This window comes from Pseudomonas sp. P42, assembly GCF_017973755.1.
GTDB classification, from domain to species: domain Bacteria; phylum Pseudomonadota; class Gammaproteobacteria; order Pseudomonadales; family Pseudomonadaceae; genus Aquipseudomonas; species Aquipseudomonas iridis.
On the sequence record NZ_JACOPU010000004.1, the window covers coordinates 203,167 to 228,577 of the forward strand.

Here is a 25,411-nt window from a genome sequence, read left to right on the forward strand (position 1 = left end):
GGGATCTCCTTAAAGGGTGCCGATGCTGTCCGGTTCGAAAACGCCCTGAACCGGGGCGATGCCATTGATCAGCGGTGCGCCGAATTCGGCCTGGCTGATTTCGAAAACGTCACCCGGCTGGGTGCGAATGCCATCGGCGAACGACAAGGTCGCGGTGCCGAAAAAGTGAATGTGCACATCGCCCGGGCGCAGAAACTGGCTGTACTTGAAGTGGTGGTATTCGAGGTTCGCCAGGCTGTGGCACATGTTGGCCTCGCCACTGAGGAACTCGTTCTGCCACAGCACTTCACCGTCACGCAGGATGCGGCTGGTGCCCGCAAGGTGTTGGGGTAGCTCACCGACGCGAAGTTCCGGACCATAACTGCAACTGCGCAATTTCGAGTGGGCCAGGTACAGGTAGTTCTTGCGCTCCATGACGTGATCGGAGAACTCGTTACCGACGGCGAACCCCAGGCGATACGGCTTGCCGTCGTGGCCGATGATGTACAGGCCGGCCATTTCCGGTTCTTCACCAGCGTCTTCGGCAAACGGCGGTAACGGGAAGGCTTCGCCGGGACGCACGACGACGCTGCCGTCGCCCTTGTAGAACCATTCCGGCTGAACACCGGCCTGCCCCGCCGCCGGCTTACCGCCCTCGACGCCCCATTTGAAGATTTTCATGGTGTCGGTCATCGCGGTTTCGTCACCGGCCTGCTGGTGCATCTTGTCGCGGGCCGAGGCGCTGCCCAGATGCGTCAGACCGGTGCCGCTGACGAGCATGTGCGCCGGGTCCGGGTGATCGAGCGGCGGCAGAATGCGCAGGTCTTTGAGCAACTGCGCATAGTCGTGGCCGCTGCCCAGGCCGAGGGTTTTGACTTGTTGCTCCAGAGTGCCGCCGGCTTCGATGGCGGCCAGGGCCAGATCACGCACGCTGCGGGCGGCCTGCACTTCGCGCACCACAGCGCCTTCGACCACGCCGACGCGGCGTTCGCCGTTACTCAATTCGAATTGAACCAGATGCATGTTTTTCTCCTATTCCTTCAAAAACACCGCAGATCCCTGTGGGAGCTGGCTTGCCAGCGATAGCAATCGGTCAGACACATCAATGTTGGATGTGCCGCCGCCATCGCTGGCAAGCCAGCTCCCACAGGGGCGTGTCAGGTGCGTGTGGCACCGCGTGCACTCGCGGCAAACTGGTCGGGCGGCAACACGTGCTTACGCTCCAGCACGCGATACACCACGCCAGTCAAAATCAAACCAAACACCATCACCCCCGACAGGAAGTACAACCCCGAAGCCAGATTGCCGGTGTGTTCCTTCAGCGCCCCGATCACGAACGGCCCGATGTAGCCGCCGAGGTTGCCCACCGAGTTGATCAGCGCGATCCCCGCCGCCGCACTCGCACCAGCAAAGAATCGCCCCGGCAAGGTCCAGAACACCGCCGTGCAGGAAAACAGTGCAAACGCCACCAGACACAGCGCCGCCAGTTGCGCCACCGGCGACGAGAGCCAGGCACTGAGGAACAAGCCAATCGCGCCCAGCACATACAACACTGCCAAATGCCCGTAGCGATCGTTCATGCGATCGGAACTGCGCGGGATGATCAGCAGGCCGATGATTCCGAAGATGTACGGCACCGACGATACGAATCCGGTCACCAGATCGCTGCCACCGAACTGTTTGATCAACGTCGGCAGCCACAAACCGAGGCCGTAGATGCTCAGGGTCACTGGCAGATAGAACAGCGCCAGCAGCAACACGCGTTTGTCTTTCAGCGCATGTAAAGGATTGCCGTGACGGGTCTGGCCGTACGCTTGCAGATCCTTTTTCAGCTCACCGGTCAGCCAGTCTTTCTCGGCCTGATCCATCCACTTCACCTGTTGCGGACCGTCAGGCAACCAGCGCAGCACCGGCCAGGTCAGCAGGATCGCCGGGGTGCCGATGACGATGAACAGCCACTGCCAGCCGTGCAGGCCGAGAATGCCGTCCATGCCCAGCAAACCGCCGGACACGGGACCGGTGATCATCATGGCGATCGGTTGCGAAAGAATGAACAGCCCGAGGATCTTGCCGCGATGGCGCACCGGGAACCATTGGGTGATGTAGTAAAGAACCCCGGGGAAGAACCCTGCCTCTGCCGCGCCGAGCAAAAAGCGCATGACATAGAAGCTGTGCGGGCCCTGGACGAAAGCCATGCCGATGGTGATCGCGCCCCAGGTGATCATGATCCGCGCGAACCAACGCCGTGCGCCGAAGCGTTCGAGCATCAGGTTGCTGGGGATTTCGAACAGGAAATAACCAATGAAGAACAGCCCGGCACCGAGGCCATAGGCCGCATCGCCGATGCCGATGTCGGCGCCCATGTGCAGCTTGGCGAAGCCGACGGCGGAGCGATCCACATAGGCGATCAGGTACAGCAGGATCAGGAAGGGAATCAGTTTCAGTGTGATGCGCCGTATCAGGCGCAATTCCTGGCTCATGAGATCGGTCTCCGATTGTTGTTTTTATAGAACCTCGGGGGACGCCTCTCGCGGAAAACCGCCAGGGCCATCCCTCCGTCGAAAACGACTATATAGTATTACTAATTACCCAACAACACTTCCAAACCGTCGAATTTGAGCTTATGTTAGGCCATCGCTGGAACACTATAGTCATACAATAAGAGAATCGATCATGTCTGATAAGAAACCCACCCTGCGCTCCGCCCAATGGTTTGGCACGGCCGACAAGAACGGCTTCATGTACCGCAGCTGGATGAAGAATCAGGGCATCGCCGACCACCAGTTTCATGGCAAGCCGATCATCGGCATCTGCAACACCTGGTCGGAATTGACCCCGTGCAACGCGCATTTCCGCCAGATCGCGGAGCACGTCAAACGCGGGGTGATCGAGGCCGGTGGCTTCCCGGTGGAATTCCCGGTGTTCTCCAACGGCGAATCCAACCTGCGCCCGACCGCCATGCTCACCCGCAACCTGGCGAGCATGGACGTTGAGGAAGCGATCCGCGGTAACCCGATTGACGGCGTGGTGCTGCTGACCGGTTGCGACAAAACCACTCCGGCGCTGCTCATGGGCGCAGCGAGTTGCGACGTGCCGGCCATCGTCGTCACTGGCGGGCCGATGCTCAACGGCAAGCACAAGGGCAAGGACATTGGCTCCGGCACCGTGGTCTGGCAGCTCAGCGAACAGGTCAAGGCTGGCACCATCACCATCGACGATTTCCTCGCGGCCGAGGGCGGAATGTCGCGTTCGGCGGGCACCTGCAACACCATGGGCACGGCGTCGACCATGGCGTGCATGGCCGAAGCACTGGGCACTTCGCTGCCGCACAACGCGGCAATTCCAGCGGTGGATGCGCGGCGTTATGTGCTGGCGCACATGTCCGGCATGCGGGCGGTGGAGATGGTTCGCGAGGATTTGAAACTGTCGAAAATCCTGACCAAGGAAGCCTTCGAAAACGCCATTCGCGTCAACGCTGCCATCGGTGGTTCGACCAACGCCGTGATTCACTTGAAAGCCATCGCTGGACGCATTGGCGTCGAGCTGGATCTGGACGACTGGACCCGCATCGGCCGCGGCATGCCGACCATCGTCGATCTGCAACCGTCCGGACGTTTCCTGATGGAAGAGTTTTACTACGCCGGTGGCTTGCCAGCCGTGCTGCGTCGCCTCGGTGAAGCCAACCTGATTCCGCATCCCGATGCCCTGACCGTCAACGGCAAGTCCATCGGCGAGAACACCAAGGACGCGCCGATCTATGGCGAAGACGAAGTGATCCGCACGCTCGACAATCCGATTCGTGCAGACGGCGGTATCTGCGTGCTGCGCGGTAATCTCGCGCCGCTGGGTGCGGTGCTCAAGCCGTCCGCCGCCAGCGCCGAACTGATGCAGCATCGCGGTCGTGCAGTGGTGTTCGAGAACTTCGACATGTACAAAGCGCGAATCAATGATCCGGAACTGGATGTTGATGCCAACTCGATTCTGGTAATGAAGAACTGCGGGCCGAAGGGTTATCCGGGCATGGCCGAAGTCGGCAACATGGGCCTACCGGCCAAGCTGTTGGCACAAGGCGTGACCGACATGGTGCGCATTTCCGATGCGCGGATGAGCGGCACGGCGTACGGCACGGTGGTTTTGCACGTGGCGCCGGAAGCGGCAGCCGGTGGGCCGTTGGCCGCGGTGAAGGAAGGCGACTGGATCGAACTCGATTGCGCCACTGGCCGTTTGCACCTGGACATTCCGGATGCCGAACTGGCGGCGCGCATGGCCGATCTGCAACCACCGCAACAGTTGCTGGTGGGCGGTTATCGTCAGCTGTACATCGACCATGTGTTGCAGGCGGATCAGGGCTGTGACTTTGACTTCCTGGTCGGTTGCCGTGGGGCGGAAGTACCCCGCCACTCTCACTAACACCGCCGTCCCCTGTGGGAGCGAACCTGCTCCGAAGAGGGAGTGTCAGTCGACATCTATTTGACTGATATGCCGCCTTCGCGAGCAGGCTCGCTCCCACATTTGGTTTCTGTGTCTGCCTCAAGATTGTGCCGTGCCTGCTATGATGCGCGGCATCTCCATCGCTCAGGATCGCGCCGCCCCCCATGGATTACCGTAAACCTTCCGACCGCAAAAGCATGCACTCGCGCATTGTCCAGGAATTGGGCAAGCAGATCGTCTCCGGACGCTTTTTGCCCGATGACAAACTGCCCGCCGAAGCCTTGTTGTGCGAGGAGTACGCGGTCAGCCGGCCGGTGTTGCGCGAAGCCACGCGGGTGTTGGTGGCCAAGGGTCTGGTGTATTCGAAGCCGCGCGTCGGCACGGTGGTCAAGGCGCGCCGCGAATGGCACATGCTCGACCCGGACGTGCTGCACTGGCTGATGCAAAGCAGCCCGCAGAATGAGTTTTTCAACGTGCTGACCAGCGTGCGCAGCATCATCGAACCTGCCGCCGCCGCCCTCGCCGCCCAGCATGCAACCGAAGCCGACATTGCCGCCATCGGCGAAGCCTACCAACGCATGGAAGCGGCGCCGACGCCGGAAGCACTGCTGCAACCGGACCTGGACTTTCACAGCCGGATTGCCGACGCGACGCACAATGATTTGTTGGCGAACCTGTGCAACATGCTGTCGGTGGCGATTGCCGAGGCGCTGAAGCATTCGAATCAGCGGCCGAATCTGCATGAATTGGCGTTGCCGCGGCACAAGGCGATTCTGACGGCCATTGAAAATCGCGATGCGCTGGGTGCTCGGCATGCAACGTTGGTGCAGCTGGATGATGCGCGCAGTGCGTTGAGTGTTGTGTTGGGGGCTGAGCTTTCTTAAGGCTTTAGATCGCTTGCCCTCACCCTAGCCCTCTCCCAGAGGTAGAGGGGACCGATTGGGGGGATATTTGAGATTTACGCCGACTTGAACGATTTGCTTTGAATCCATAATCGACTCGGTAACTCAGGTCGATGTATCAAGACGCACCCCTCGGTCAGTCCCCTCTCCCTCCGGGAGAGGGCTAGTGAGGGGCTCTTGATCCTGATCCACAAAAAAAGCCGCAACCCTAAGGTTGCGGCTTTTTCATTTCAGCCCTTCAGATCAATGCGCAAACAGCGAATTGCCCTTCTGCCCCGCCAGTTTCTCTGGCTTGATCAGGAACTTCGCCAGTGCCGGCAGCAGCCACAGCGCACCGAACATGTTCCACAGCAGCATGAAGGTCAGCATCAGGCCCATGTCGGCCTGGAACTTGATCGCCGAGAAGATCCAGGTGCACACGCCGATGGCCAGGCACAGACCGGTGAACAGCACCGCTTTACCGGTAGATTTCAGGGTCTGATAATAGGCTTCCTGCAACGGCAGACCGGCACGCAGGAAACTTTCCAGACGGCTGTAGATGTAGATCCCGTAGTCGACGCCGATACCCACGCCCAGCGCCACCACCGGCAACGTCGCCACTTTCACACCGATGCCCATGAACGCCATCAGCGCGTTGCCGAGTACCGAAGTCAGCACCAGCGGCAGCACGATGCACAGGGTCGCCGCCCATGAACGGAAGGTGATCATGCACATCACCGCCACACAGATGTACACCAGGATCAGGATGGTCAACTCGGCCTGTTTGATGACTTCGTTGGTGGCCGCTTCGATGCCGGCGTTACCCGCCGCAAGGATGAATTCCAGGCCGTCCTTGTTGTTGTCCTTGGCGAATTCCTGCACCGCATGTACCGCACGATCAAGGGTTTCCGCCTTGTGGTCGTTGAGGAACACCAGCACCGGCGCCAGCGAGCAACTGTTGTTGTACAAACCATCAGCACGGGCAATCGAGTTGTTCAGCACGTCCGGATTGCGCGACAGGGTTTCCCATTTCAGGTTGCCCTCGTTCATGCCTTTGATCATCTGCTTGGACACAGTCACCAACGAGATCGCCGACTGCACGCCCTCGGTGTTCTGCATCTTCCACATCAGCTCATCGATCGGCGCCATGGCTTCAATGCGTGAGCAGCCTTCAGCCTTGGTCTTGACCATCACCACCAGCACGTCGGAACTGGTCGAATAGTTGCTGATGATGAAGTTGTTGTCCTTGTTGTAGCGCGAATCAGGACGCAACTCCGGCGCGCCTTGGTCGAGGTCGCCGATTTTCAGGTTCTGGCTGTACCAGAGGCCACCACCGAAGGCGACCAGCGCCAGGGCTACGGAGATCGGTGCAACTTTCGGGCTGGCAAAGTTCGACAGCAGGCGCCAGAACGGATGTTCGCGGTTCGCGTCCTTTTTGCTCTTGGCGATGGCACGTTTGCTGATGCCGACATAGGAGATGGCGACCGGCAACAGGATCAGGTTGGTAAACACGATCACCGCCACACCGATGGACGCACCGATGGCCAGTTCACGGATAACACCGATGTCGATGATCAGCAGCGTGATGAAGCCCACCGCATCCGCGAGAATCGCGATCATCCCCGGCAGGAACAGTTGCCGGAACGTGCGTCGTGCAGCCGTAAGCGCGTTGTCCGCCTCGCTGGATTGCAGAGCGATACCGTTGATCTTCTGCACGCCATGAGAGATGCCGATGGCGAAAATCAGGAACGGCACCAGCATCGAATACGGATCGAGTCCGAAGCCGAAGAAGTGCATCAAGCCGAGTTGCCAGACCACCGCCACCAGCGTCGTGCTCAATACGGCGATGGTGCTGCGCACGCAGTTGGTGAACCACAGCAGCAGAATCAGGGTGATCACGAAGGCGATGCCGAAGAACAGCACCACCATCACCAGACCGTCAATCAGGTCGCCGACCTTCTTGGCGAAACCGACGATGTGGATCTTGATGTTCGGGTTCTGCGCTTCGAACTTGTTGCGGATCTTGTCTTCGAGCTCATGGGAGAACTTGCGGTAATCCAGCGCCAGCAACTTGCCCTGATCCTGCGGGTCCGGGTAGGACTCCAGCAGCGGGATGTCGACGATGCTCGACTTGAAGTCGTTGGCCACCAGACGGCCGACCTGACCGGACTTGAGCACGTTGTTGCGCAGCAGATCGAGGCTGTCCTGCGAGCCGTTGTAGCTCTGCGGAATCACCTCACCGCCGGCGAAACCCTCCTCGGTCACTTCGGTCCAGCGCACGCTGGGGCTCCACAGCGACTTCAGGCCGGAGCGGTCAACGCCCGAGATGTAGAACACCTCGTCGTTGATCTGGCGCAGAGTCTCCATGTACTCCTTGGAGAAGATGTCGCCATCGGTGGCTTCCACCGAAATCCGCACGGTGTTGCCCAGGTTCGCCAGATCGTTGCGATGCTCCATCATCTTCTCGATGAACGGATGCTGCAGCGGGATCATTTTTTCGAAACTGGTGGATGGCCGGATCAACGTGGCCTGCCAGAACAGGAAAATGCTCACCACCAGGCAGATCAGGATCACAGCCGGGCGGTTGTTGAAAATCAGGCGTTCGAGGACCGTCGCCTTTTCCTGGTTTTGTGTGTTCAAGGAAGTCATAGCCCCGCCTTCTTATTATTGATCTCGGCGCCGTTCGGCAGCGTGGTGTGGACGCCACCCTGCCCGGTCAGAATCAGGTTGCCATTGCCGGCGGCGGTGACCGACGACAGGGATATGCGATCCGGGCGGTTGAACACGCTGAAGGTTTCGCCGTTGTCGCTGCTGCTGATCACCGAACCGCCGTTGCCGACGATGACGATGGAGCCGTCGTCGAGCAAGGCAGCGCCGGAAAGGCCGAATTCCAGTGTTCCGCGCGCGGCTTTGAGCTCGATCTGTTCCCAGTTGCTGCCGAAATCGCTCGAGCGGTAGAGGTTGCCGCGCAAGCCGTAAGCCAGCAGCGTCTGCGGTTGAGCAGTGCCGATCACGCCGAAGAGCGAGCCTTCGTATGGGCCTTCGAGTTTTTCCCAGGTCTGGCCTTCGTCGGCGGAGCGAAACATGCTGCCCGACTCGCCGACGATAAACAGCCCGGCGTCTTTCACTGCAGCGATGGCGTTGAGGTGAAACTGGTCTTCGTTGTCGAGGCGGTCACTGACGTCTTCCCAGTTTTTGCCGCCATCGGTGGTTTCCAGCAGCGCGCCGTAAGCGCCCACGGCAAAGCCGCTGTTGGCGTCCTTGAACCAGACGTCGAGCAGCGGCGATTCGCGTTTGAGGTCTTCGAATTGTTTGGTCCAGGTCAGGCCGCCGTCCTCGCTGGCGAGAATCTGCGCGTCATGGCCGACCGCCCAGCCGTGTTTGTCGTCGACAAAATACACGGCCGTCAGCAACTGCCGGCTCGGCACCTTGGCCTGCGTCCAGGTCTTGCCCTGGTCATCGGAATACAGAATGTGCCCACGATCCCCGACGGCTACCAGGCGGGCGCCAGCGTGGACGACGTCAAGAATGAGGCTTTTCGCGGCTTTGGCTGATTCGGTGGCATAAACCACATCGGCTGGAGCCTGGGCGGCAATCACAGGTGCCGACAATATGGCAAAGCCCAGCATCGAGAGTGCTGTGGCCAGCAACGCGGTGTTGCGTAACGCCGGCGGGCGGCAACGACTCATAGACCTTCCCCTATTTATTATTGTTAGGCCATTTGGCCTTAAAGGGCGCCGCAAGGGTGTTCGAGCGATCGCTGGTCAGAAGCATAGTCCTGAAACCCGCAATCCAGAGCCCCTTCGGAAGCTGGCTCATCCTATCGGGCTTTGGAAACGTCTGACAATCGGCGCCACGTTATCTTTTGTTAACCGCACACAGGCTTCTGCTGCCAGTGATTTCCATTGTGGGAGCGAGCCTGCTCGCGAATGCGGGGTGACAGTCACCCTCTTTATTGGCTGACCCACCGCTTTCGCGAGCAGGCTCGCTCCCACAGGGGCCTGAGGCGAATTGGGGATGTGGGGTGGCGGGTGAATACAGCGCCATTCGCCGGATGGATGAGGCGAATCTTACGAGAGGGACTTGCACGACAGATATTATGGTATACCATCAGACGGGAAGACACTCTCAATCCCCCACCGGAGCAGCTCATGAGTTTCGAAATTCGCAAGATCGTCAGCTATGTCGAAGAAACCTTCATCGAAGGCGGCAAAGCCACCGACAAGCCAGTGACCATGGTTGGCCTCGCCGTGGTGATGAAAAACCCTTGGGTGGGCAACGGCTTTGTTGAAGACCTCAAGCCGCAGATCCGCGCCAACTGCTCCGATCTCGGCGCGTTGATGGTCGAGCGTCTGGTCGGGATCATTGGCGGCGCAGAAAAAATCGAGGCCTACGGCAAAGCCGCTGTGGTCGGCGCTGATGGCGAGATCGAGCACGCCTCCGCCGTGATCCACACCCTGCGCTTCGGCAACCACTACCGCGAAGCGGTCAAGGCCAAGAGCTACCTGAGCTTCACCAACAAGCGCGGCGGCCCGGGTACCTCGATTCAGATCCCGATGATGCACAAGGACGACGAAGGCCAGCGTTCGCACTACATCACCCTGGAAATGCAGATCGAAGACGCGCCGCGTGCCGATGAAATCGTCGTTGTGCTGGGTTGCGCCGACGGTGGTCGTCTGCACCCGCGCATCGGTAACCGTTACATCGATCTGGAAGAACTGGCCGCCGAAAAAGCCCAGTAATCACAATAAAAAAGGCAAGCAGGAGCGCTCCATGATTCGGCTCACCGCTGAACTCACCCCGGCTGGCACCAGTTACCTGGCGACCGGCCAAGGCCAGCCCGTGGTTTTGATCCACGGCGTGGGCCTGAACAAAGAAATGTGGGGCGGCCAGATTGTCGGCCTCGCCAGCCAATATCAGGTGATCGCCTACGACATGCTTGGCCATGGCGCGAGTCCGCGACCGGCCAGCGGCACCAACCTGCTCGGTTATGCCGACCAGTTGCTGGAGCTGCTCGATCACCTGAACTTGCCTGAGGCGGCGGTGATCGGTTTTTCCATGGGCGGACTGGTGGCGCGGGCATTTGCCCTGCATTACCCACAGCGCCTGCAAAGCCTGGTGGTGCTCAACAGCGTGTTCAACCGCAGCGAAGAGCAGCGCGCCGGTGTCATCGCCCGCACTGCGCAAGCCGCCGAACACGGGCCCGACGCGAATGCCGAAGCGGCGCTTTCACGCTGGTTCAGCCGTGAATATCAGGCAGCGAATCCGGCGCAGATCGCCGCGTTGCGGCAAACCCTGGCCAACAACGATCCGCAGGGTTACCTGACCACTTACGAGCTGTTCGCCACGCAAGACATGTATCGCGCCGACGACCTGGCCAGCATTCAGGCGCCGACGCTGATTGCCACCGGTGAGCTCGATCCGGGCTCGACCCCGGAGATGGCCGAACAACTGGCCCTGCGCATCCCCGGTGCCCAGGTTGCCGTGCTGCCCGAGCAACGGCATATGATGCCCGTAGAGTCGCCGCGTCTGGTCAACCAGACACTGCTGGAATTTCTCGAATTCGCGCACTCCCGACAAAATCAAATAAAGGGGATCGTTGCATGACGCTCGCACGCTTCCAGATGTGCATCGGCGGAGAATGGGTCGATGCCCTCTCCGGCAAGACTTTTGAAAGCCTCAACCCGGCCACGGCCCAAGCCTGGGCCGAGCTGCCCGACGCCGATGAAGCGGATGTCGAGCGCGCCGTGCAATCGGCGCAAACCGCGTTCGACAGCCCGGCATGGCGTGGCCTGACCGCCACGGCACGCGGCAAATTGCTGCGTCGTCTCGGTGACTTGATCGCTGAGAACAAGGAACACCTGGCGCAACTGGAAAGCCGCGACAACGGCAAACTGATCCGTGAAACCCGTGGTCAGGTCAGCTATCTGCCAGAGTTTTTCCACTACACCGCAGGGCTTGCCGACAAGCTCGAAGGCGGCACCTTGCCGCTGGATAAGCCGGATCTGTTCGCCTACACGGTTCACGAAGCCATGGGTGTAGTCGCCGCGATCATTCCCTGGAACAGCCCGCTCTATCTGACCGCGATCAAACTCGCCCCGGCCCTCGCCGCCGGCAACACGATTGTGATCAAACCATCGGAACATGCTTCGGCGACCATTCTTGAATTGGCGCGTCTGGCCCTCGAAGCCGGGATCCCGCCGGGCGTGGTCAACGTCGTCACCGGTTACGGCCCGAGCACCGGCGCCGCCCTCACCCGTCATCCGCTGATCCGCAAGATCGCCTTCACCGGCGGCGCGGCCACGGCACGGCATGTGGTGCGCAGCAGTGCCGAAAACTTCGCCAAGCTGTCGCTGGAACTGGGCGGCAAATCGCCGAACATCATCTTCGCCGACGCCGACCTCGACAGCGCGATCAACGGGGCAATTGCCGGGATTTACGCGGCATCCGGTCAGAGTTGTGTGTCCGGCTCGCGACTGTTGGTGCAGGACGAAATCTACGACGAGTTCGTCAGTCGACTGGTGGAGCGCGCCCAGCGCATTCGCATTGGCAATCCGCAGGAAGACAGCAGTGAAATGGGCCCGATGGCCACCGCGCAGCAGCTTGCGGTGGTTGAAGGTCTGGTTGCCGATGCCCTCGCCGAAGGTGCGATTTTGCGTACCGGTGGCAAGCGCCCGACGGGGCTCGGTGATGGCTGGTTCTATGAGCCGACACTGTTCGAGTGCGACAGCAATTCGATGAAGATCATGCAGGAAGAAGTCTTCGGCCCTGTCGCATCAGTTATTCGCTTTAAAGATGAAGCCCAAGCGCTGGCGATTGCCAACGACTCACAGTTCGGTCTCGCCGCGGGCATCTGGACCCGTGATCTGGGCCGTGCCCATCGTCTGGCTCGGGATGTGCGATCGGGGATCATCTGGGTCAACACCTACCGTGCGGTGTCGGCCATGGCGCCGATTGGCGGCTTCAAGAACAGTGGCTATGGACGCGAAAGCGGCATCGATTCGGTGCTGGCCTACACCGAACTGAAAACGGTGTGGATCAACCTTTCTCAGGCGCCAATGCCTGATCCGTTTGTGATGCGCTAGGAGACCTGCGACATGATCGAACCCGGCATATACAAAGACGTGATGAGCTCGTTTCCGTCCGGCGTCACGGTGGTCACCGCCCTCGACCCGGATGGCGGCATCGTCGGCATCACCGCGAGCGCCTTCAGCGCCCTGTCGATTGATCCGGCATTGGTGTTGTTCTGCCCCAATTACGCCTCCGACACCTACCCGATCTTGCGCGACAGCAAGCGCTTCGCCATTCACTTGCTCTCAGCCGAGCAGACTGCCGAGGCCTACGCCTTTGCCGGTAAAGGCAAGGACAAGGCCAAAGACATCGAGTGGCATTTGAGCGAACTGGGCAACCCGATTCTGGCCAAGGCTACGGCGATCATCGAGTGCGAGTTGTGGCGCGAATACGATGGTGGCGATCACGCGATCATCGTTGGTGCGGTGAAGAATCTGATTCTGCCGGCACAACCGGTGACGCCGATGATTTATCACAAGGGCAAGCTGGGCGCGTTGCCTGCCCTGACCTGACCGATTCACATAAACCCTGTGGGAGCTGGCTTGCCAGCGATGACGGCATCACATTCGATATCAATGTTGAGTGATCTACCGCTATCGCTGGCAAGCCAGCTCCCACAGGGATTGAGTTGAGGCGAACATCATGAACAATGAGAAATACGAAAAAGGCCTGAAGATCCGCACTCAGGTATTGGGCGAAGCCTATGTGCAACGCTCAATAGAGAACGCCGACGACTTCACCCGCCCCTTGCAGGAAATGGTCACCGAATACTGCTGGGGCCATGTCTGGGGTCGCGAGGGTTTGTCGCTCAAGGAACGCAGCATGATCAACCTGGCGATGATCTCGGCGCTCAACCGACCGCACGAACTCAAGTTGCATGTGCGTGGCGCCTTGCGTAACGGCCTGAGTCGTGACCAAATACGCGAAATTCTGCTTCAAGTCGGCATTTATTGCGGCGTCCCGGCGGCCGTGGACAGTTTCCGGCTGGCCCGCGAAGCCTTTGCCGACGCCGACGCCGAGGCCTCCAGTTAACCCCCCGGCTGTTTTGATGCCCGTCTGGCATGGACAGCCATAGTAAAGAGCGGACCCCATGAAACGCCTGCCACTCGACGACAGCTTCAAGGTCAATCGCAACCCCGTTACCCTGCGCGAAATCGTGCTGGATAAACTGCGAAGCGCCATCATGAACTTCCAGCTTCTGCCGGGCGACCGCCTGGTCGAACGCGATCTGTGCGATCGTCTGGGCGTGAGCCGCACGTCGGTACGCGAGGCCTTGCGTCACCTCGAATCCGAAGGCCTGGTGGAGTTCGCTGATGCCAAGGGCCCACGCGTCGCCATCATCACCCTCGCCGATGCCGTCGATATCTACGAACTGCGTTGCGTGCTGGAGGGCCTGATCGTGCAGCTGTTCACCCTGCGCGCCAAAGCCAAGGACATCAAAGCGCTGGAGAAAGCCCTCGATGAGAACCGCAAGGCGCTCAAGGACGGCGAATTGCAGCAAGTGATCGACTCGGTACAAGGTTTCTACGATGTGCTGCTGGAAGGTTCGGGCAACCACGTCGCGGCCACGCAATTGCGTCAGTTGCAGGCACGCATCAGCTACCTGCGCGCGACCTCGGTGTCTCAGGAAAACCGTCGCGGCGCGAGTAACCAGGAAATGGAAAAAATGGTCGAGGCGATCAAGAGCGGCGATCCGCTGCTGGCGCATCAGGCTTGCGTGGACCACGTTCGCGCTGCCGCTGCCGTTGCTCTGGACTACCTCAAGCGCAAGCAGGAAGAAACCGGCATCGCTGTCAAAGGCACGCCACCGATCACCCTGCCCATCCCGCTCAAAGAACCCCGTATAGGTCACTGACATGTTCAGCCCGAGCTTTTGCCCAAAATGCGGTGGACCTGATCTCGGTCAGCAGGTACCGCCGGGCGATACGCACGAGCGCCTGATGTGCCGCGGTTGCGGCTTCATCCACTACGTCAATCCGAAGATCATTGCCGGCTGCATCATTGAGCAGGACGGCAAATACCTCTTGTGCCAACGGGCAATTCCCCCGCGCCCGGGCACCTGGACGCTGCCCGCAGGCTTCATGGAAAGCGGCGAAACCACCGAGCAGGCCGCGCTGCGTGAAGTCTGGGAAGAAAGCGGCGTGCGCGCGGAAATCCTCTCGCCCTACTCGATTTTCAGCGTGCCGAAAATCAGTGAGGTGTACATCATTTTCCGCGCCATCGCGCTGGAGATCACCGACCAGTTCGGGCCGGAAACCCTCGACTATAAATTCTTCGCCCCCGAGGACATCCCGTGGGAGCAGATCTATTACCCGGCGATCCGGCAGATCCTCGAACGCTATATCGAGGAACGCCAGGCCGGGGTTTACGGGATCTATGTGGGCAATGACGACAGCGGCAAGATCCATTTCATTCGCTAATCCCCACCTATCCCCGCGTGGGAGCGAGCCTGCTCGCGAAGGCGTCGGGTCAGTCGATACAAATGTTGAATGAACGACCGCCTTCGCGAGCAGGCTCGCTCCCACAGGGTGAAGTGGTGTTGCTTACATCGGGCCAACGCCTTCAACGATGATGATTTCCGCCCTCGCCCATTCCTCGCGGTAACTTTTCGCCTCTTGATACGCCGCCGAGTGGTAGCACGCCACCGCTTGTTCATAGCTATCAAACTCGATCACCACGCTGCGCTGCGGTGCCTTGCGTCCTTCCATCGCCTCGCTGCGACCACCTCTGGCCAGAAACCGCCCGCCAAACTCGGCGAATGCCTTCGGCGCGCGCTGGGTGTATTGGCTGTAGTGGTCGGGATCGGCAATGTCTACGTGAGCAATCCAGTACGCCTTCATAGTGACCTCTGTTTCGATTATGTATTATGGTATACCAATAATATTTCCAACAAACACTGAGAGTCCAGCATGGCCTTCAACAGCATCGAAGAAATCATCGCAGATTATCGCCTCGGCAAAATGGTCTTGCTGGTCGATGACGAAGATCGGGAAAACGAAGGCGACCTGTTGCTGGCCGCCGACTGTTGCACGCCCGACGCGATCAGCTTCATGGCCCGTGAAGCACGCGGTCTGATCTGCCTGACGTTGACCGACGAACATTGCCAGCGGCTAGGGCTTGAACAAATGGTGCCGAGCAATGGCAGCGTGTTCAGCACCGCGTTTACCGTGTCGATTGAAGCGGCGGTTGGCGTGACCACCGGTATTTCCGCCGCTGACCGCGCCTGCACGGTTGCCGCTGCCGTGGCCAAGGACGCCCGCGCCGAAGACCTGGTGCAGCCCGGCCACATCTTTCCACTGCGCGCCAAGGAAGGTGGCGTGCTGACCCGTGCAGGCCATACAGAGGCGGGGTGCGATCTGGCCAGACTGGCCGGTTTTACTCCGGCCTCGGTCATTGTCGAAGTGATGAATGACGATGGCACCATGGCACGTCGCCCGGATCTGGAAGTGTTTGCGCGCCAGCACGGGATCAAGATCGGCACCATTGCCGACCTGATCCACCATCGTTTGAGCACCGAGCACACCATCGAACGCATTGGCGAACGCGATTTGCCGACGGTGCATGGCACGTTCCGCCTGATCACGTTCGAGGACCGCATCGAGGGCGGCGTGCACATGGCGATGGTCATGGGTGATTTGCGCCGGGAAGAACCGACGCTGGTGCGCGTGCATGTGATCGATCCGCTGCGCGATCTGGTCGGCGCCGACTACAGCGGGCCAAGCAACTGGACGCTGTGGGCGGCGCTGCAACGGGTCGCGGCAGAAGGGCATGGTGTTGTGGTGGTGCTGGCCAATCATGAGTCTTCGCAGGCGTTGCTGGAGCGGGTTCCACAACTGACTCAACCGCCACGACAGTTCAGCCGCTCGCAATCGCGGATCTATTCTGAAGTGGGGACCGGAGCGCAGATTTTGCAGAACCTTGGGGTTGGCAAGCTGCGGCATCTGGGGCCGCCGTTGAAGTATGCGGGTTTGACGGGGTATGACCTGGAGGTGGTAGAGAGCATCCCCTTCAGCGAATAACCCGAGACCTCCGCAAATCCAGTGTGGGAGCGAGCCTGCTCGCGAAAGCAGGGGTTCAGTCGCTGGAGATGTTGGCTGATCCACCGCTTTCGCGAGCAGGCTCGCTCCCACAGTGTTTCGCATTTCAAGCCACAAAAAGCAGATTCGCCAGATAACCGGTCAGGCAAAGTGCTTGCACAAAACTTGGAATACCATAATATGATATTCCATAGACCGGACACTTCCACGAACGTCCATCTACTGCTCCCGACAGGCGGGCAACAACGCAAGCCCGCTCAAAAACACAACAATGAGGGCGTGAAAATGGTGTTGAACAAAGCTGCAACCGCGATCTTTTTTGCGGGACTGCTCAGCGTTACCGGCCAGGCCGCGATGGCCGCCGAGAGCGTGAATTTTGTCAGTTGGGGCGGAAGCACCCAGGATGCACAAAAACAGGCCTGGGCTGATCCGTTCAGCAAAGCCAGCGGCATCACCGTCGTACAGGATGGCCCGACCGACTACGGCAAACTCAAAGCCATGGTTGAAAGCGGCAACGTGCAATGGGACGTGGTCGATGTTGAAGCCGATTTCGCCCTGCGCGCCGCAGCTGAAGGCCTACTCGAACCCCTCGATTTCAACGTCATCCAGCGCGACAAAATCGACCCGCGTTTTGTCAGCGATCACGGCGTGGGCTCGTTCTTCTTCTCCTTCGTTCTCGGCTACAACGAGAGCAAACTCGGCGCCAACAAGCCGCAGGACTGGAGCGCCCTGTTCGACACCAAGACCTACCCCGGCAAACGCGCCCTGTACAAATGGCCAAGCCCCGGCGTACTCGAACTGGCGCTGCTGGCCGATGGCGTAGCTGCCGACAAGCTCTATCCGCTGGATCTGGATCGCGCCTTCAAAAAACTCGACACCATCAAGAAAAACATCGTCTGGTGGGGCGGCGGCGCGCAGTCGCAGCAACTGCTGGCGTCCGGTGAAGCGAGCATGGGCCAGTTCTGGAACGGCCGCGTTCATGCTCTGCAAGAGGACGGCGCCCCGGTTGGCGTGAGCTGGAAACAGAACCTGGTCATGGCCGACATTCTGGTCATTCCCAAAGGCTCGAAAAACAAGGACGCGGCGATGAAGTTTCTGGCCAACGCCAGCAGCGCCAAGGGCCAGGCCGACTTCTCCAACCTGACTGCCTACGCCCCGGTCAACCTCGACAGTGTGGAGCGTCTGGATTCGACGCTGGCCCCCAACCTGCCGACTGCCTACGCTAAGGATCAGATCACTCTTGATTTCGCGTACTGGGCCAAGAACGGTCCGGCCATCGCGACACGGTGGAACGAATGGCTGGTCAAATGAAAATGGCGGCCACTGCGTCCCGTCCCTCCACTGCCACCGGGAGCGCCGCCCGCGCTGCCGGCTCGGCCGAAGGCAAAAAGGCGATTGCGATGCCGCAAGCCGAGTCCCTCAAACAACGCTGGCGCGGTGCCGGCAACCTCCTCCCGGCGCTGCTGTTCCTCGGCCTGTTCTTTCTTGCGCCGCTGATTGGCCTGCTGTTGCGCGGCGTTCTGGAACCCGTGCCTGGCCTGGGCAACTATGAACAACTGTTCGCCAACTCGGCGTACGCCCGCGTGCTGCTCAACACCTTTTCGGTGGCCGGGCTGGTAACGGTGTTCAGTCTGCTGCTGGGCTTCCCGCTGGCCTGGGCGATCACGTTGGTGCCGCGCGGCTGGGGGCGCTGGATTCTCAACATCGTGCTGCTGTCGATGTGGACCAGCCTCCTTGCTCGCACCTATTCATGGCTGGTGCTGCTGCAAGCTTCAGGGGTGATCAACAAAGCCTTGATGGCAATGGGCATCATCGATCAGCCGCTGGAAATGGTGCACAACCTCACCGGCGTAGTGATCGGCATGAGCTACATCATGATCCCGTTCATCGTGCTGCCGTTGCAGGCGACCATGCAGGCCATCGATCCGATGATCCTGCAGGCCGGCTCGATCTGCGGCGCCAGTCCCTGGACCAACTTCTTCCGGGTGTTCCTGCCGCTGTGCCGGCCAGGTCTGGCGTCCGGCGGCTTGATGGTGTTCGTGATGTCGCTCGGTTACTACGTCACCCCGGCGCTGCTCGGCGGGGCGCAAAACATGATGCTGCCGGAGTTCATCATTCAGCAGGTGCAATCGTTCCTCAATTGGGGCCTGGCCAGTGCCGGCGCCGCGTTGCTGATCGCGATCACGCTGGTGCTGTTCTACTTCTACCTGAAGCTTCAGCCGGAATCCCCGGTTGGCGCCAGTAACGCGAGGTAAGCCGACATGCTCCTGACTCCCAACGCAATGAGCCGGCGCATGCGTTTCGGCCTCTACGCCACCACCGGGCTGATCGGTTTGTTTCTGCTGTTGCCGATCGTCTTTATCGTGCTGCTGTCGTTCGGTTCATCGCAGTGGCTGGTGTTCCCGCCACCGGGCTGGACGCTGAAATGGTACGGCCAGTTCTTTTCCAACCCCGACTGGATGAACGCCGCAGCGGCCAGCCTCAAGGTCGCGGTACTGACGACGATCTGCGCCGTGGCCCTCGGTTTGCCAACGGCGTTTGCCTTGGTGCGCGGGCGCTTCCCCGGCCGCGAAATGCTTTACGGCCTGTTCACCCTGCCGATGATCGTACCGTTGGTGATTATCGCGGTAGCGGTGTACGCGCTGTTTCTCAAGCTCGGTTACACCGGGACGATGTTCGCCTTCGTCGTCAGCCATGTGATCGTCGCGCTGCCGTTTACCATCATCTCGATCATCAACTCGTTGAAGCTGTTCGATCAGTCGATTGAAGACGCAGCGGTGATCTGTGGGGCCTCACGCCTGCAAGCGGTGTTCAAGGTGACGTTCCCGGCGATTCGTCCGGGCATGGTCGCCGGCGCCCTCTTCGCCTTCCTGGTTTCGTGGGACGAAGTGGTGCTCAGCGTGATGATGGCCAGCCCGACGCTGCAAACCCTTCCCGTAAAAATGTGGACCACCCTGCGTCAAGACCTGACACCGGTGATCGCCGTCGCTTCGACGCTGCTGATCGGCCTGTCGGTATTGGTCATGGTGATCGCCGCCGCCCTGCGCCGGCGCAATCAAATCAGCGCCTGAGCGCCCAGGAGTACGACATGAGTGCCGTGATCAAAGACGCATCCCAGCAGAACGACAAACCCCTGGTCAGCCTGCGCAACCTGAACAAGCACTACGGCGACTTTGCTGCCGTGGACAACATCTCGCTGGACATCAAGGACGGTGAATTCCTCACCTTCCTCGGCTCCAGCGGCTCTGGCAAAAGCACCACACTGTCGATGCTCGCGGGCTTCGAAACGCCGAGCAGCGGCGAGATCCTCGTCAACGGTCAGTCGCTGGTCAACGTGCCGCCGCACAAGCGCGACATCGGCATGGTGTTCCAGCGTTATTCGCTGTTCCCGCATCTGTCGGTGCGCGACAACATTGCGTTCCCGTTGGCGATCCGCAAACTCGCGACTGCCGAACGCGAACGGCGTGTCGATGCGATGTTGAAACTGGTGCAACTCGAACAGTTCGCCCATCGCCGCCCTTCGCAACTGTCCGGTGGCCAGCAGCAAAGGGTCGCGATTGCTCGTGCACTGGTTTACGAGCCGCGCATTCTGCTGATGGACGAACCGCTGGGTGCACTGGACAAAAAGCTGCGTGAAGATTTGCAGGATGAACTGCGCCAGTTGCATCGGCGTCTGGGCATCACCATCGTCTACGTCACCCACGATCAGGAAGAGGCGATGCGTTTGTCGCAGCGCATCGCGATTTTCAGTCACGGCAAGATTGTCGGTTTGGGCAGCGGGTATGACCTTTATCAGAATCCGCCGAATGCGTTTGTTGCGTCGTTTCTGGGCAACTCGAACTTCCTCAAGCTCAAGGCGCAGGGCAACGCGGCGGCGAGTTTTGAGGGGCAATCGTTGTCGATTCGGCTGACGGCCGGTTTGCACACCGATCAGGATGTGTTGCTGATGGTGCGCCCGGAAAAGGCGCTGGCGCTGAGCGTGCAGCAGGCGAGCGATGAACCGTTGGCGGCGGGATGGAATGAAGTTTCAGCGAAGGTGGTGGAAGTGCTGTTCCTGGGCGAGAGCCAGACTTGCAGCGTGGTCACTTCGGGTGGCACATCGATGACGGTGAAGGCGTTGTCGGCGGCGGGCATGCCGCTCAAGGCCGGCGATGCGGTGCGGGTGCGTTGGGCCACCGCCGACGCCTGCGTCTATACCGAATGGACTGAAAGCGATCTGAACAAGGCAGCTGGCGCTCACTGATAGCGTGTTGTCTGCGGGATTTACCCCCTCACCCCAGCCCTCTCCCAGAGGTAGAGGGAGCAGATCCGGGGATATTGAAGAAGTACGTCGACCTGAAAGTTCTGCAGTGAATCCATATTCACCGCCAATCTTTCAGGTCGATATCTGACGCCGGGCAACTCGGTCAGTCCCCTCTCCCTCCGGGAGAGGGTTAGGGTGAGGGGCGAGCAGGCGACGGGGTATCACCTGATCGGCGCAAACCCTTCAATCTGATCCGGCCACGCCGTCAGCACCTCAAACCCAGTCTCCGTCACCGCCACCATATGCTCCCACTGCGCCGACAACGAGCCATCCTTGGTCAGCACCGTCCAGCCATCCGCCATGTTTTTCACGTGACGTTTACCGGCATTGAGCATCGGCTCAACCGTGAAAATCATCCCGGCCTTGAGCTTCATGCCCTGATTCGGGAAGCCGTAATGCAGGATCTGCGGCTCATCGTGATAAACCTTGCCAATGCCATGGCCGCAATACTCACGCACCACACTGAAGCCTTCTTTCTCCGCCAGGCTCTGGATCGCGTGGCCGATATCGCCCAAAGTCGCGCCCGGTTTTACGACGCGAATGCCCGCGCACATGGCGTCGTACGTCGTTTTGATCAGGTGCTGCGCCTCAGGCGTCGCCTCCCCGACCACATACATGCGACTGGTATCGCCAAACCAGCCATCCTTGATCACGGCGATGTCGAGGTTGACGATGTCGCCATCCTTGAGCGGCGTGCCCGACGGGATCCCGTGGCACACCACATCGTTGACCGAGGCGCACACGGTTTTCGGGAAACCGTGATAGCCGACATTGGCGGGAATGGCTTTTTGCACATTGACGATGTAGTCGTTGCACAACCGATCCAGTTCATCGGTGGTGACGCCTGCCTTGACATGCGGCACCAGCATCGCCAGCACTTGCGCGGCGAGTTTGCCGGCGGCGCGCGATTGAGCGATGTCGGTCGGGGTGTTGATCTTGATCTGGTTTCTCATGCCGTGACGTCTTCCTGAGTCAGTTGTTGCAGGTCCAGCCCGCCGTTTTGTTCAGCACGAATCAGCAAACGGCAGATCGCGCTGTGGTCGAGGTTGGGATGCAGTTCGGCGAGCATGCCGATGCGCATCCAGTGCTCGGCTTGCGCGTTGATCGAGCGGCTGAGTGCGTTGCTGGAAATGCGCAGGTTCTCGTGCATGTCCTCTGAAATCTTTACGATGCCCATAGCGAAATCCGATACGAAGTGTATATGGTTCGTATATTAGCTAAGCATCAGCAAGAATTGCAAATCAAGCCAGCGCCGCGTCGAAAAACGAAGAGATCAGCCGACTCGAACGCCGCTCGGCCAGGCAATACAGATAGGTCTCGGTGTAGAGCGCCGCGCCTTCGATGCGAATCACGCGGATGTTCGGGTCGGCAATGAATTCCGCCTCCGACACCACCCCCAGGCCCAGGCCGCGTACCACGGCTTCACGCAGTGCTTCACGGCTGCCGATTTCCATGGCGATACGCGGTCTGACCTGCGCCGCGTGCAATGCCTGCTCCAGCACCAAACGGGTGGTCGAGCCCGGTTCGCGTTGCAGCAAGCGCTGACCTTCGAGCTCCTCCAGGCGCACGCTGCCACGGTTGGCCAACGGATGCTCGTGGTGCGCGAACAGAATGATCGCGTGCCGCGCGTAGTGCACCGCACACAACCCCGGGTCATCCTGACGCCCGGCCAACACCGCGATGTCGGTCACGTAGTTTTCCAGATCGGACAACACCTGCGCCGAGTTGCCCACGCGGATCGACACGTCGATGTTCGGGTGCTGTTGCAGGTAGGTGTCGACCATCTCGATCACATGAAACGGCCCCACTGCCCCCAGCTTGAGCTGGCCGCTGTCGAGCCGCCCCGAGTCGCGCATCAGGTTGTGCGCCTCCAGTTCCAGCAAGGCGATGCGCTGGGCAATCGGCAGCAATTGCCGGCCGACATCCGACAGCTCGATCCGCCGTCCGCGTCGATGAAAAAGCTCGACATTGTGCTGACGCTCCAGGCTTTGCACCTGAGTGGTCAAGGTCGGCTGAGTCAGCCCGCAAGCCCGCGCCCCGGCACTAAAACTGCCGTGACGGGCGACGGCCAGAAAAGCCCGCAGTTTGGCGCTCGACATCCATAGACTCCATCAATAGTTAGCTGCTGTTTCCCATATTGAATTGATTGAATGACTGTCACGTGACAGACCTAGCCTGTGGCAACTCCCAACCACACCGTGGAATGCCATGAAAACAATCAACCAGTTTCTGCGTGTCGTCAGCCTTACCGTACTCGCCCTGAGCGCCAGCCAGGTCTGGGCCAAGGACAAACTGACCATTGGCCTGATCCCGTCTGAAGACTCCCAGGCGATGATCGAGGCGAGCAAACAAGTGCTCGACGATCTGCAAAGCAAAATCGGCATGCCGGTGGTGCCGTTCGTAGCCACCGACTACAACGGCATCATCGAAGCGCTGCGCTCGGGCAAACTCGACGTTGCCTATCTCGGCCCGTTCTCGTATGTGCTGGCGACCTCAGTGGCGGATGTCGAAGCGTTCTCCGTGGCGGTCACCAAGAAGACCGGTCAGAGCGCTTACAAAAGCGTGATTCTGGCGCGCAAGGACAGCGGCATTCACTCGCTGGCTGATCTGCAAGGCCATACCTTCGCCTTCGTAGATCCAAGCTCCGCCTCTGGGCATCTGTTCCCCAAGGCCGGACTTGAGCAAGCCGGTTTTGTCCCGGACACCTTGTTCAAGCGGGTAATTTTCTCCGGCTCCCACGACGCCAGCATCCTCGCCGTCGAGAACAAAAAGGTGGATGCCGCCGCCGTCGCCGACCGCATCTTCGCCAGCGCTGTGGCCAAGGGTGTGGTGAAGCAGGATGACTTCGAAGTGGTCTGGAGTTCCAAGCCGATCCCGGAATCGCCGATGGTCTGGCGTAAGGCGCTCGATCCGCAATTGAAGAAGAAAATCGCCGACGCATTGGCATCGATCAAAGACGTACCGTGGGGTGATCAGGGCGTACTTAATGGCTTTCAGCCCACCACTGACGCGGCTTACGACGTGGTGCGCGACACCGCCAAGGTGCTCGATCTCGATTTGCGGAGCATGAAATGATCAGCATCCGCCAACTGACCAAACACTACGGCAGCAACCCGGTTTTGCGCGGAATTGATCTTGAGGTCGCTGCTGGTGAATTCGTCGTGGTACTCGGTCAGTCCGGCGCCGGGAAATCGACCTTGCTGCGATGCATCAACCGCTTGGCGCAGGCCGATAGCGGGACGCTGAGCGTGGCCGGTATCGACGCCCTCGGCTGCCCCGACACCAGCGTTTTGCGCCGAGAAGTGGCAATGATTTTCCAGCACCACAATGTCGTGCCGCGCCTGAGTGTCTTGAAGAACGTGCTGACCGGTCGCCTCGGATCGGTCGGTACCCTCGCCTCGATTTTTCAGCTGTTTCGGCGTGACGACGTGGCGTTGGCCATGCAATGCCTGGAGCGCGTCGAACTGGCGCACAAGGCTGGCGAGCGCACCGATTCGCTGTCCGGCGGGCAGAAGCAACGAGTGGGGATTGCTCGTGCCCTGGCGCAACGACCGCAAGTGATCCTGGCCGATGAACCGATTGCCAGCCTCGACCCGAAAACTGCGCGACTGGTGCTGCAGTACCTGCGCGATGCCACTCGCGAGCTGGGCATCACCGTGCTGTGCAATCTGCATCAGATCGAATATGCCCGCGAATTCGGCGACCGCGTGGTCGGCCTCGCTCACGGCAATCTGGTGTTCGATGGCAAGGCTTCGAGCATGACCGATGCCGATCTGGCGCGGATCTACCCGCAGCCATCCACGCAATTGTCCGCAGACACTGCGACCCCGAACCTGACCTACTGCGCCGCATCGAGGGCCTGAACATGCAATCGAACAACTATCAGTGGGTGGGCGACCGGCCCCGCAGCACACGCAGTTGGCTGACCGTCGGCGCCGTCGTCCTGATCGTGCTGTGGACGCTGAACTGGAGCGCCCAAGGCGCCCAACTCAGCCTGGGCGAACTGGCTGCGGGACTGCCGCAGATCGGCGACTTCCTCTCGCGAACCTTCCCGCCAGACCTGAGTATCCTGCCGCGCTTGTTGGCACCCGCTGTGGAAACCCTGCAGATCGCCATCTGGGGCACGTTGCTCGGTGTGCTGCTGGCGATTCCGCTGTCGTTTCTCGCAGCGCGCAACCTGAGCCGTAATCGGCTGGTGTTTCACGCCACCCGCCAGGCACTCAATTTTACCCGCAGCATCAACGAGTTGATCCTCGCCCTGATCTTCGTCTCGGCAGTTGGCCTTGGCCCGTTCCCGGGTGTGCTGGCGCTGGCGTTGCACGGTGTGGGCATGCTCGGCAAGTTCTTTGCCGAGAGCATCGAAGAGATCGATCAAGGTCCGATTGAAGCGTTGCAGGCAACCGGCGCCCGGCCCTTGCAAGTGATCGTGTTTGGCGTCTTGCCGCAAGTCATTACCGCATGGATCGCGGTGATTCTCTACCGTTTCGAAGTCAATCTGCGCTCGGCCACGGTGCTCGGCATGGTCGGCGCCGGTGGCCTCGGATTCGAACTGGTGAGCAGCCTCAAGCTGTTCAAATATCAGGAAACCGCCACCTGCATCATCGTCATCACCTTCATGGTGATCGTCGCCGATGCGGTATCCAGTCGGCTGCGCGCCGCAATCCAGAGCGGTTCTAATCACTAGAGCCTGGCAACCATGAACGGTTGCG

General features: G+C 60.1%; 25 protein-coding genes. 17 read left to right on the forward strand and 8 right to left on the reverse strand.

All coding sequences use genetic code 11. The features are described from left to right. Positions 1–9: 9 nt before the first annotated feature. Positions 10–1,002 carry an AraD1 family protein gene (gene araD1 / locus H8B20_RS14060; protein WP_210623529.1) on the reverse strand — a complete coding sequence of 331 codons (993 nt, stop codon included), beginning with the start codon at positions 1,000–1,002 and terminating at the stop codon, positions 10–12. Positions 1,003–1,136: 134 nt separating this feature from the next. Further along, positions 1,137–2,459, reverse strand: a complete 1,323-nt coding sequence (locus H8B20_RS14065; RefSeq protein ID WP_210623531.1) for an MFS transporter — start codon at positions 2,457–2,459, stop codon at positions 1,137–1,139. Between the two features lie 193 nt (positions 2,460–2,652). On the opposite strand from H8B20_RS14065, the gene H8B20_RS14070 reads away from it, so the two are divergent. Both H8B20_RS14070 and H8B20_RS14075 read left to right on the forward strand, forming a co-directional pair. Then, positions 2,653–4,389, forward strand: a complete 1,737-nt coding sequence (locus H8B20_RS14070; protein WP_210623533.1) for an IlvD/Edd family dehydratase — start codon at positions 2,653–2,655, stop codon at positions 4,387–4,389. Between the two features lie 185 nt (positions 4,390–4,574). Next, entirely contained in the window at positions 4,575–5,294 is a 720-nt protein-coding gene (locus H8B20_RS14075; protein WP_210623535.1) for a FadR/GntR family transcriptional regulator, read from the forward strand. 261 nt (positions 5,295–5,555) lie between these two features. Here the strand turns inward: H8B20_RS14075 and H8B20_RS14080 are convergent, their stop codons facing one another. Both H8B20_RS14080 and H8B20_RS14085 read right to left on the reverse strand, forming a co-directional pair. Continuing rightward, positions 5,556–7,940, reverse strand: coding sequence for an efflux RND transporter permease subunit (locus H8B20_RS14080; RefSeq protein ID WP_042559506.1), 2,385 nt, complete (start codon positions 7,938–7,940; stop codon positions 5,556–5,558). Then, the gene (locus H8B20_RS14085; protein WP_042559507.1) at positions 7,937–8,980 is read right to left on the reverse strand and encodes a WD40/YVTN/BNR-like repeat-containing protein; all 1,044 of its coding nucleotides are present in this window, start codon (positions 8,978–8,980) and stop codon (positions 7,937–7,939) included. The genes H8B20_RS14080 and H8B20_RS14085 overlap by 4 nt, the downstream gene beginning before the upstream one ends. A 462-nt stretch (positions 8,981–9,442) precedes the next feature. Here H8B20_RS14085 and H8B20_RS14090 point away from each other — a divergent pair, with 462 nt between their 5' ends. The 7 genes from H8B20_RS14090 to H8B20_RS14120 all read left to right on the forward strand — a co-directional run bounded on the left by H8B20_RS14090 (position 9,443) and on the right by H8B20_RS14120 (position 14,782). Continuing rightward, on the forward strand, positions 9,443–10,033 hold the full coding sequence (locus H8B20_RS14090; protein ID WP_098964278.1) for an amino acid synthesis family protein: 591 nt from the start codon (positions 9,443–9,445) through the stop codon (positions 10,031–10,033). A 31-nt stretch (positions 10,034–10,064) separates the two neighbouring features. Further along, positions 10,065–10,898: an alpha/beta fold hydrolase gene (locus H8B20_RS14095; protein ID WP_210623537.1), complete on the forward strand. Its 834-nt coding sequence runs from the start codon at positions 10,065–10,067 to the stop codon at positions 10,896–10,898. Further along, positions 10,895–12,376, forward strand: a complete 1,482-nt coding sequence (locus H8B20_RS14100; protein WP_047301669.1) for an aldehyde dehydrogenase — start codon at positions 10,895–10,897, stop codon at positions 12,374–12,376. The genes H8B20_RS14095 and H8B20_RS14100 overlap by 4 nt, the downstream gene beginning before the upstream one ends. A gap of 12 nt (positions 12,377–12,388) precedes the next feature. Beyond that, positions 12,389–12,874 carry a flavin reductase family protein gene (locus tag H8B20_RS14105; RefSeq protein WP_115147070.1) on the forward strand — a complete coding sequence of 162 codons (486 nt, stop codon included), beginning with the start codon at positions 12,389–12,391 and terminating at the stop codon, positions 12,872–12,874. A 130-nt stretch (positions 12,875–13,004) separates the two neighbouring features. Further along, positions 13,005–13,394: a carboxymuconolactone decarboxylase family protein gene (locus H8B20_RS14110; protein WP_210623539.1), complete on the forward strand. Its 390-nt coding sequence runs from the start codon at positions 13,005–13,007 to the stop codon at positions 13,392–13,394. Between the two features lie 58 nt (positions 13,395–13,452). Then, positions 13,453–14,217: a GntR family transcriptional regulator gene (locus tag H8B20_RS14115; protein WP_042559512.1), complete on the forward strand. Its 765-nt coding sequence runs from the start codon at positions 13,453–13,455 to the stop codon at positions 14,215–14,217. A gap of 1 nt (position 14,218) precedes the next feature. Continuing rightward, positions 14,219–14,782, forward strand: coding sequence for an NUDIX hydrolase (locus H8B20_RS14120; protein WP_210623541.1), 564 nt, complete (start codon positions 14,219–14,221; stop codon positions 14,780–14,782). 123 nt (positions 14,783–14,905) lie between these two features. On the opposite strand, the gene H8B20_RS14125 is transcribed toward H8B20_RS14120, so the two are convergent. Then, positions 14,906–15,202, reverse strand: a complete 297-nt coding sequence (locus tag H8B20_RS14125; RefSeq protein WP_210623543.1) for a DUF1330 domain-containing protein — start codon at positions 15,200–15,202, stop codon at positions 14,906–14,908. A gap of 69 nt (positions 15,203–15,271) precedes the next feature. On the opposite strand from H8B20_RS14125, the gene ribBA reads away from it, so the two are divergent. The 5 genes from ribBA to H8B20_RS14150 all read left to right on the forward strand — a co-directional run bounded on the left by ribBA (position 15,272) and on the right by H8B20_RS14150 (position 20,642). Next, entirely contained in the window at positions 15,272–16,381 is a 1,110-nt protein-coding gene (gene ribBA, locus H8B20_RS14130; RefSeq protein ID WP_210623544.1) for a bifunctional 3,4-dihydroxy-2-butanone-4-phosphate synthase/GTP cyclohydrolase II, read from the forward strand. A gap of 303 nt (positions 16,382–16,684) precedes the next feature. Further along, positions 16,685–17,710, forward strand: coding sequence for an ABC transporter substrate-binding protein (locus H8B20_RS14135; protein WP_042559516.1), 1,026 nt, complete (start codon positions 16,685–16,687; stop codon positions 17,708–17,710). Further along, on the forward strand, positions 17,707–18,654 hold the full coding sequence (locus H8B20_RS14140; protein WP_042559517.1) for an ABC transporter permease: 948 nt from the start codon (positions 17,707–17,709) through the stop codon (positions 18,652–18,654). The genes H8B20_RS14135 and H8B20_RS14140 overlap by 4 nt, the downstream gene beginning before the upstream one ends. Before the next feature lie 6 nt (positions 18,655–18,660). Then, on the forward strand, positions 18,661–19,470 hold the full coding sequence (locus H8B20_RS14145; protein ID WP_047301679.1) for an ABC transporter permease: 810 nt from the start codon (positions 18,661–18,663) through the stop codon (positions 19,468–19,470). 17 nt (positions 19,471–19,487) lie between these two features. Further along, positions 19,488–20,642 (forward strand): ABC transporter ATP-binding protein, encoded by a 1,155-nt coding sequence (locus H8B20_RS14150; RefSeq protein WP_210623546.1) that lies wholly within the window; start codon positions 19,488–19,490, stop codon positions 20,640–20,642. Positions 20,643–20,863: 221 nt separating this feature from the next. Here H8B20_RS14150 and map read toward each other — a convergent pair whose 3' ends face one another. From map to H8B20_RS14165, 3 genes are all read right to left on the reverse strand, one after another. Next, on the reverse strand, positions 20,864–21,655 hold the full coding sequence (map, locus tag H8B20_RS14155; protein WP_210623548.1) for a type I methionyl aminopeptidase: 792 nt from the start codon (positions 21,653–21,655) through the stop codon (positions 20,864–20,866). Then, positions 21,652–21,879 carry a ParD-like family protein gene (locus H8B20_RS14160; protein WP_042559521.1) on the reverse strand — a complete coding sequence of 76 codons (228 nt, stop codon included), beginning with the start codon at positions 21,877–21,879 and terminating at the stop codon, positions 21,652–21,654. The genes map and H8B20_RS14160 overlap by 4 nt, the downstream gene beginning before the upstream one ends. Positions 21,880–21,943: 64 nt before the next feature. Continuing rightward, positions 21,944–22,801: a LysR substrate-binding domain-containing protein gene (locus H8B20_RS14165; protein WP_210623550.1), complete on the reverse strand. Its 858-nt coding sequence runs from the start codon at positions 22,799–22,801 to the stop codon at positions 21,944–21,946. A 109-nt stretch (positions 22,802–22,910) separates the two neighbouring features. Between H8B20_RS14165 and phnD the strand changes: the two genes are divergently transcribed. From phnD to phnE, 3 genes are read left to right on the forward strand one after another with little or no spacing between them, the layout of a single operon-like run. Further along, positions 22,911–23,777 (forward strand): phosphonate ABC transporter substrate-binding protein, encoded by an 867-nt coding sequence (gene phnD / locus H8B20_RS14170; RefSeq protein ID WP_080963929.1) that lies wholly within the window; start codon positions 22,911–22,913, stop codon positions 23,775–23,777. Then, positions 23,774–24,565 (forward strand): phosphonate ABC transporter ATP-binding protein, encoded by a 792-nt coding sequence (gene phnC, locus H8B20_RS14175; protein ID WP_042559523.1) that lies wholly within the window; start codon positions 23,774–23,776, stop codon positions 24,563–24,565. Before phnD ends, phnC begins: the two co-directional genes overlap by 4 nt. 2 nt (positions 24,566–24,567) lie before the next feature. Further along, entirely contained in the window at positions 24,568–25,386 is an 819-nt protein-coding gene (gene phnE, locus H8B20_RS14180; RefSeq protein WP_047301684.1) for a phosphonate ABC transporter, permease protein PhnE, read from the forward strand. The last annotated feature ends 25 nt before the right edge of the window (positions 25,387–25,411 follow it).

Coding starts and splice junctions, on each gene's coding strand:
- araD1 (WP_210623529.1), bottom strand. CDS start 1,002: ATGCATCTGGTTCAATTCGAATTGAGTAACGGCGAACGCCGCGTCGGC.
- H8B20_RS14065 (WP_210623531.1), bottom strand. CDS start 2,459: ATGAGCCAGGAATTGCGCCTGATACGGCGCATCACACTGAAACTGATT.
- H8B20_RS14070 (WP_210623533.1), top strand. CDS start 2,653: ATGTCTGATAAGAAACCCACCCTGCGCTCCGCCCAATGGTTTGGCACG.
- H8B20_RS14075 (WP_210623535.1), top strand. CDS start 4,575: ATGGATTACCGTAAACCTTCCGACCGCAAAAGCATGCACTCGCGCATT.
- H8B20_RS14080 (WP_042559506.1), bottom strand. CDS start 7,940: ATGACTTCCTTGAACACACAAAACCAGGAAAAGGCGACGGTCCTCGAA.
- H8B20_RS14085 (WP_042559507.1), bottom strand. CDS start 8,980: ATGAGTCGTTGCCGCCCGCCGGCGTTACGCAACACCGCGTTGCTGGCC.
- H8B20_RS14090 (WP_098964278.1), top strand. CDS start 9,443: ATGAGTTTCGAAATTCGCAAGATCGTCAGCTATGTCGAAGAAACCTTC.
- H8B20_RS14095 (WP_210623537.1), top strand. CDS start 10,065: ATGATTCGGCTCACCGCTGAACTCACCCCGGCTGGCACCAGTTACCTG.
- H8B20_RS14100 (WP_047301669.1), top strand. CDS start 10,895: ATGACGCTCGCACGCTTCCAGATGTGCATCGGCGGAGAATGGGTCGAT.
- H8B20_RS14105 (WP_115147070.1), top strand. CDS start 12,389: ATGATCGAACCCGGCATATACAAAGACGTGATGAGCTCGTTTCCGTCC.
- H8B20_RS14110 (WP_210623539.1), top strand. CDS start 13,005: ATGAACAATGAGAAATACGAAAAAGGCCTGAAGATCCGCACTCAGGTA.
- H8B20_RS14115 (WP_042559512.1), top strand. CDS start 13,453: ATGAAACGCCTGCCACTCGACGACAGCTTCAAGGTCAATCGCAACCCC.
- H8B20_RS14120 (WP_210623541.1), top strand. CDS start 14,219: ATGTTCAGCCCGAGCTTTTGCCCAAAATGCGGTGGACCTGATCTCGGT.
- H8B20_RS14125 (WP_210623543.1), bottom strand. CDS start 15,202: ATGAAGGCGTACTGGATTGCTCACGTAGACATTGCCGATCCCGACCAC.
- ribBA (WP_210623544.1), top strand. CDS start 15,272: ATGGCCTTCAACAGCATCGAAGAAATCATCGCAGATTATCGCCTCGGC.
- H8B20_RS14135 (WP_042559516.1), top strand. CDS start 16,685: ATGGTGTTGAACAAAGCTGCAACCGCGATCTTTTTTGCGGGACTGCTC.
- H8B20_RS14140 (WP_042559517.1), top strand. CDS start 17,707: ATGAAAATGGCGGCCACTGCGTCCCGTCCCTCCACTGCCACCGGGAGC.
- H8B20_RS14145 (WP_047301679.1), top strand. CDS start 18,661: ATGCTCCTGACTCCCAACGCAATGAGCCGGCGCATGCGTTTCGGCCTC.
- H8B20_RS14150 (WP_210623546.1), top strand. CDS start 19,488: ATGAGTGCCGTGATCAAAGACGCATCCCAGCAGAACGACAAACCCCTG.
- map (WP_210623548.1), bottom strand. CDS start 21,655: ATGAGAAACCAGATCAAGATCAACACCCCGACCGACATCGCTCAATCG.
- H8B20_RS14160 (WP_042559521.1), bottom strand. CDS start 21,879: ATGGGCATCGTAAAGATTTCAGAGGACATGCACGAGAACCTGCGCATT.
- H8B20_RS14165 (WP_210623550.1), bottom strand. CDS start 22,801: ATGTCGAGCGCCAAACTGCGGGCTTTTCTGGCCGTCGCCCGTCACGGC.
- phnD (WP_080963929.1), top strand. CDS start 22,911: ATGAAAACAATCAACCAGTTTCTGCGTGTCGTCAGCCTTACCGTACTC.
- phnC (WP_042559523.1), top strand. CDS start 23,774: ATGATCAGCATCCGCCAACTGACCAAACACTACGGCAGCAACCCGGTT.
- phnE (WP_047301684.1), top strand. CDS start 24,568: ATGCAATCGAACAACTATCAGTGGGTGGGCGACCGGCCCCGCAGCACA.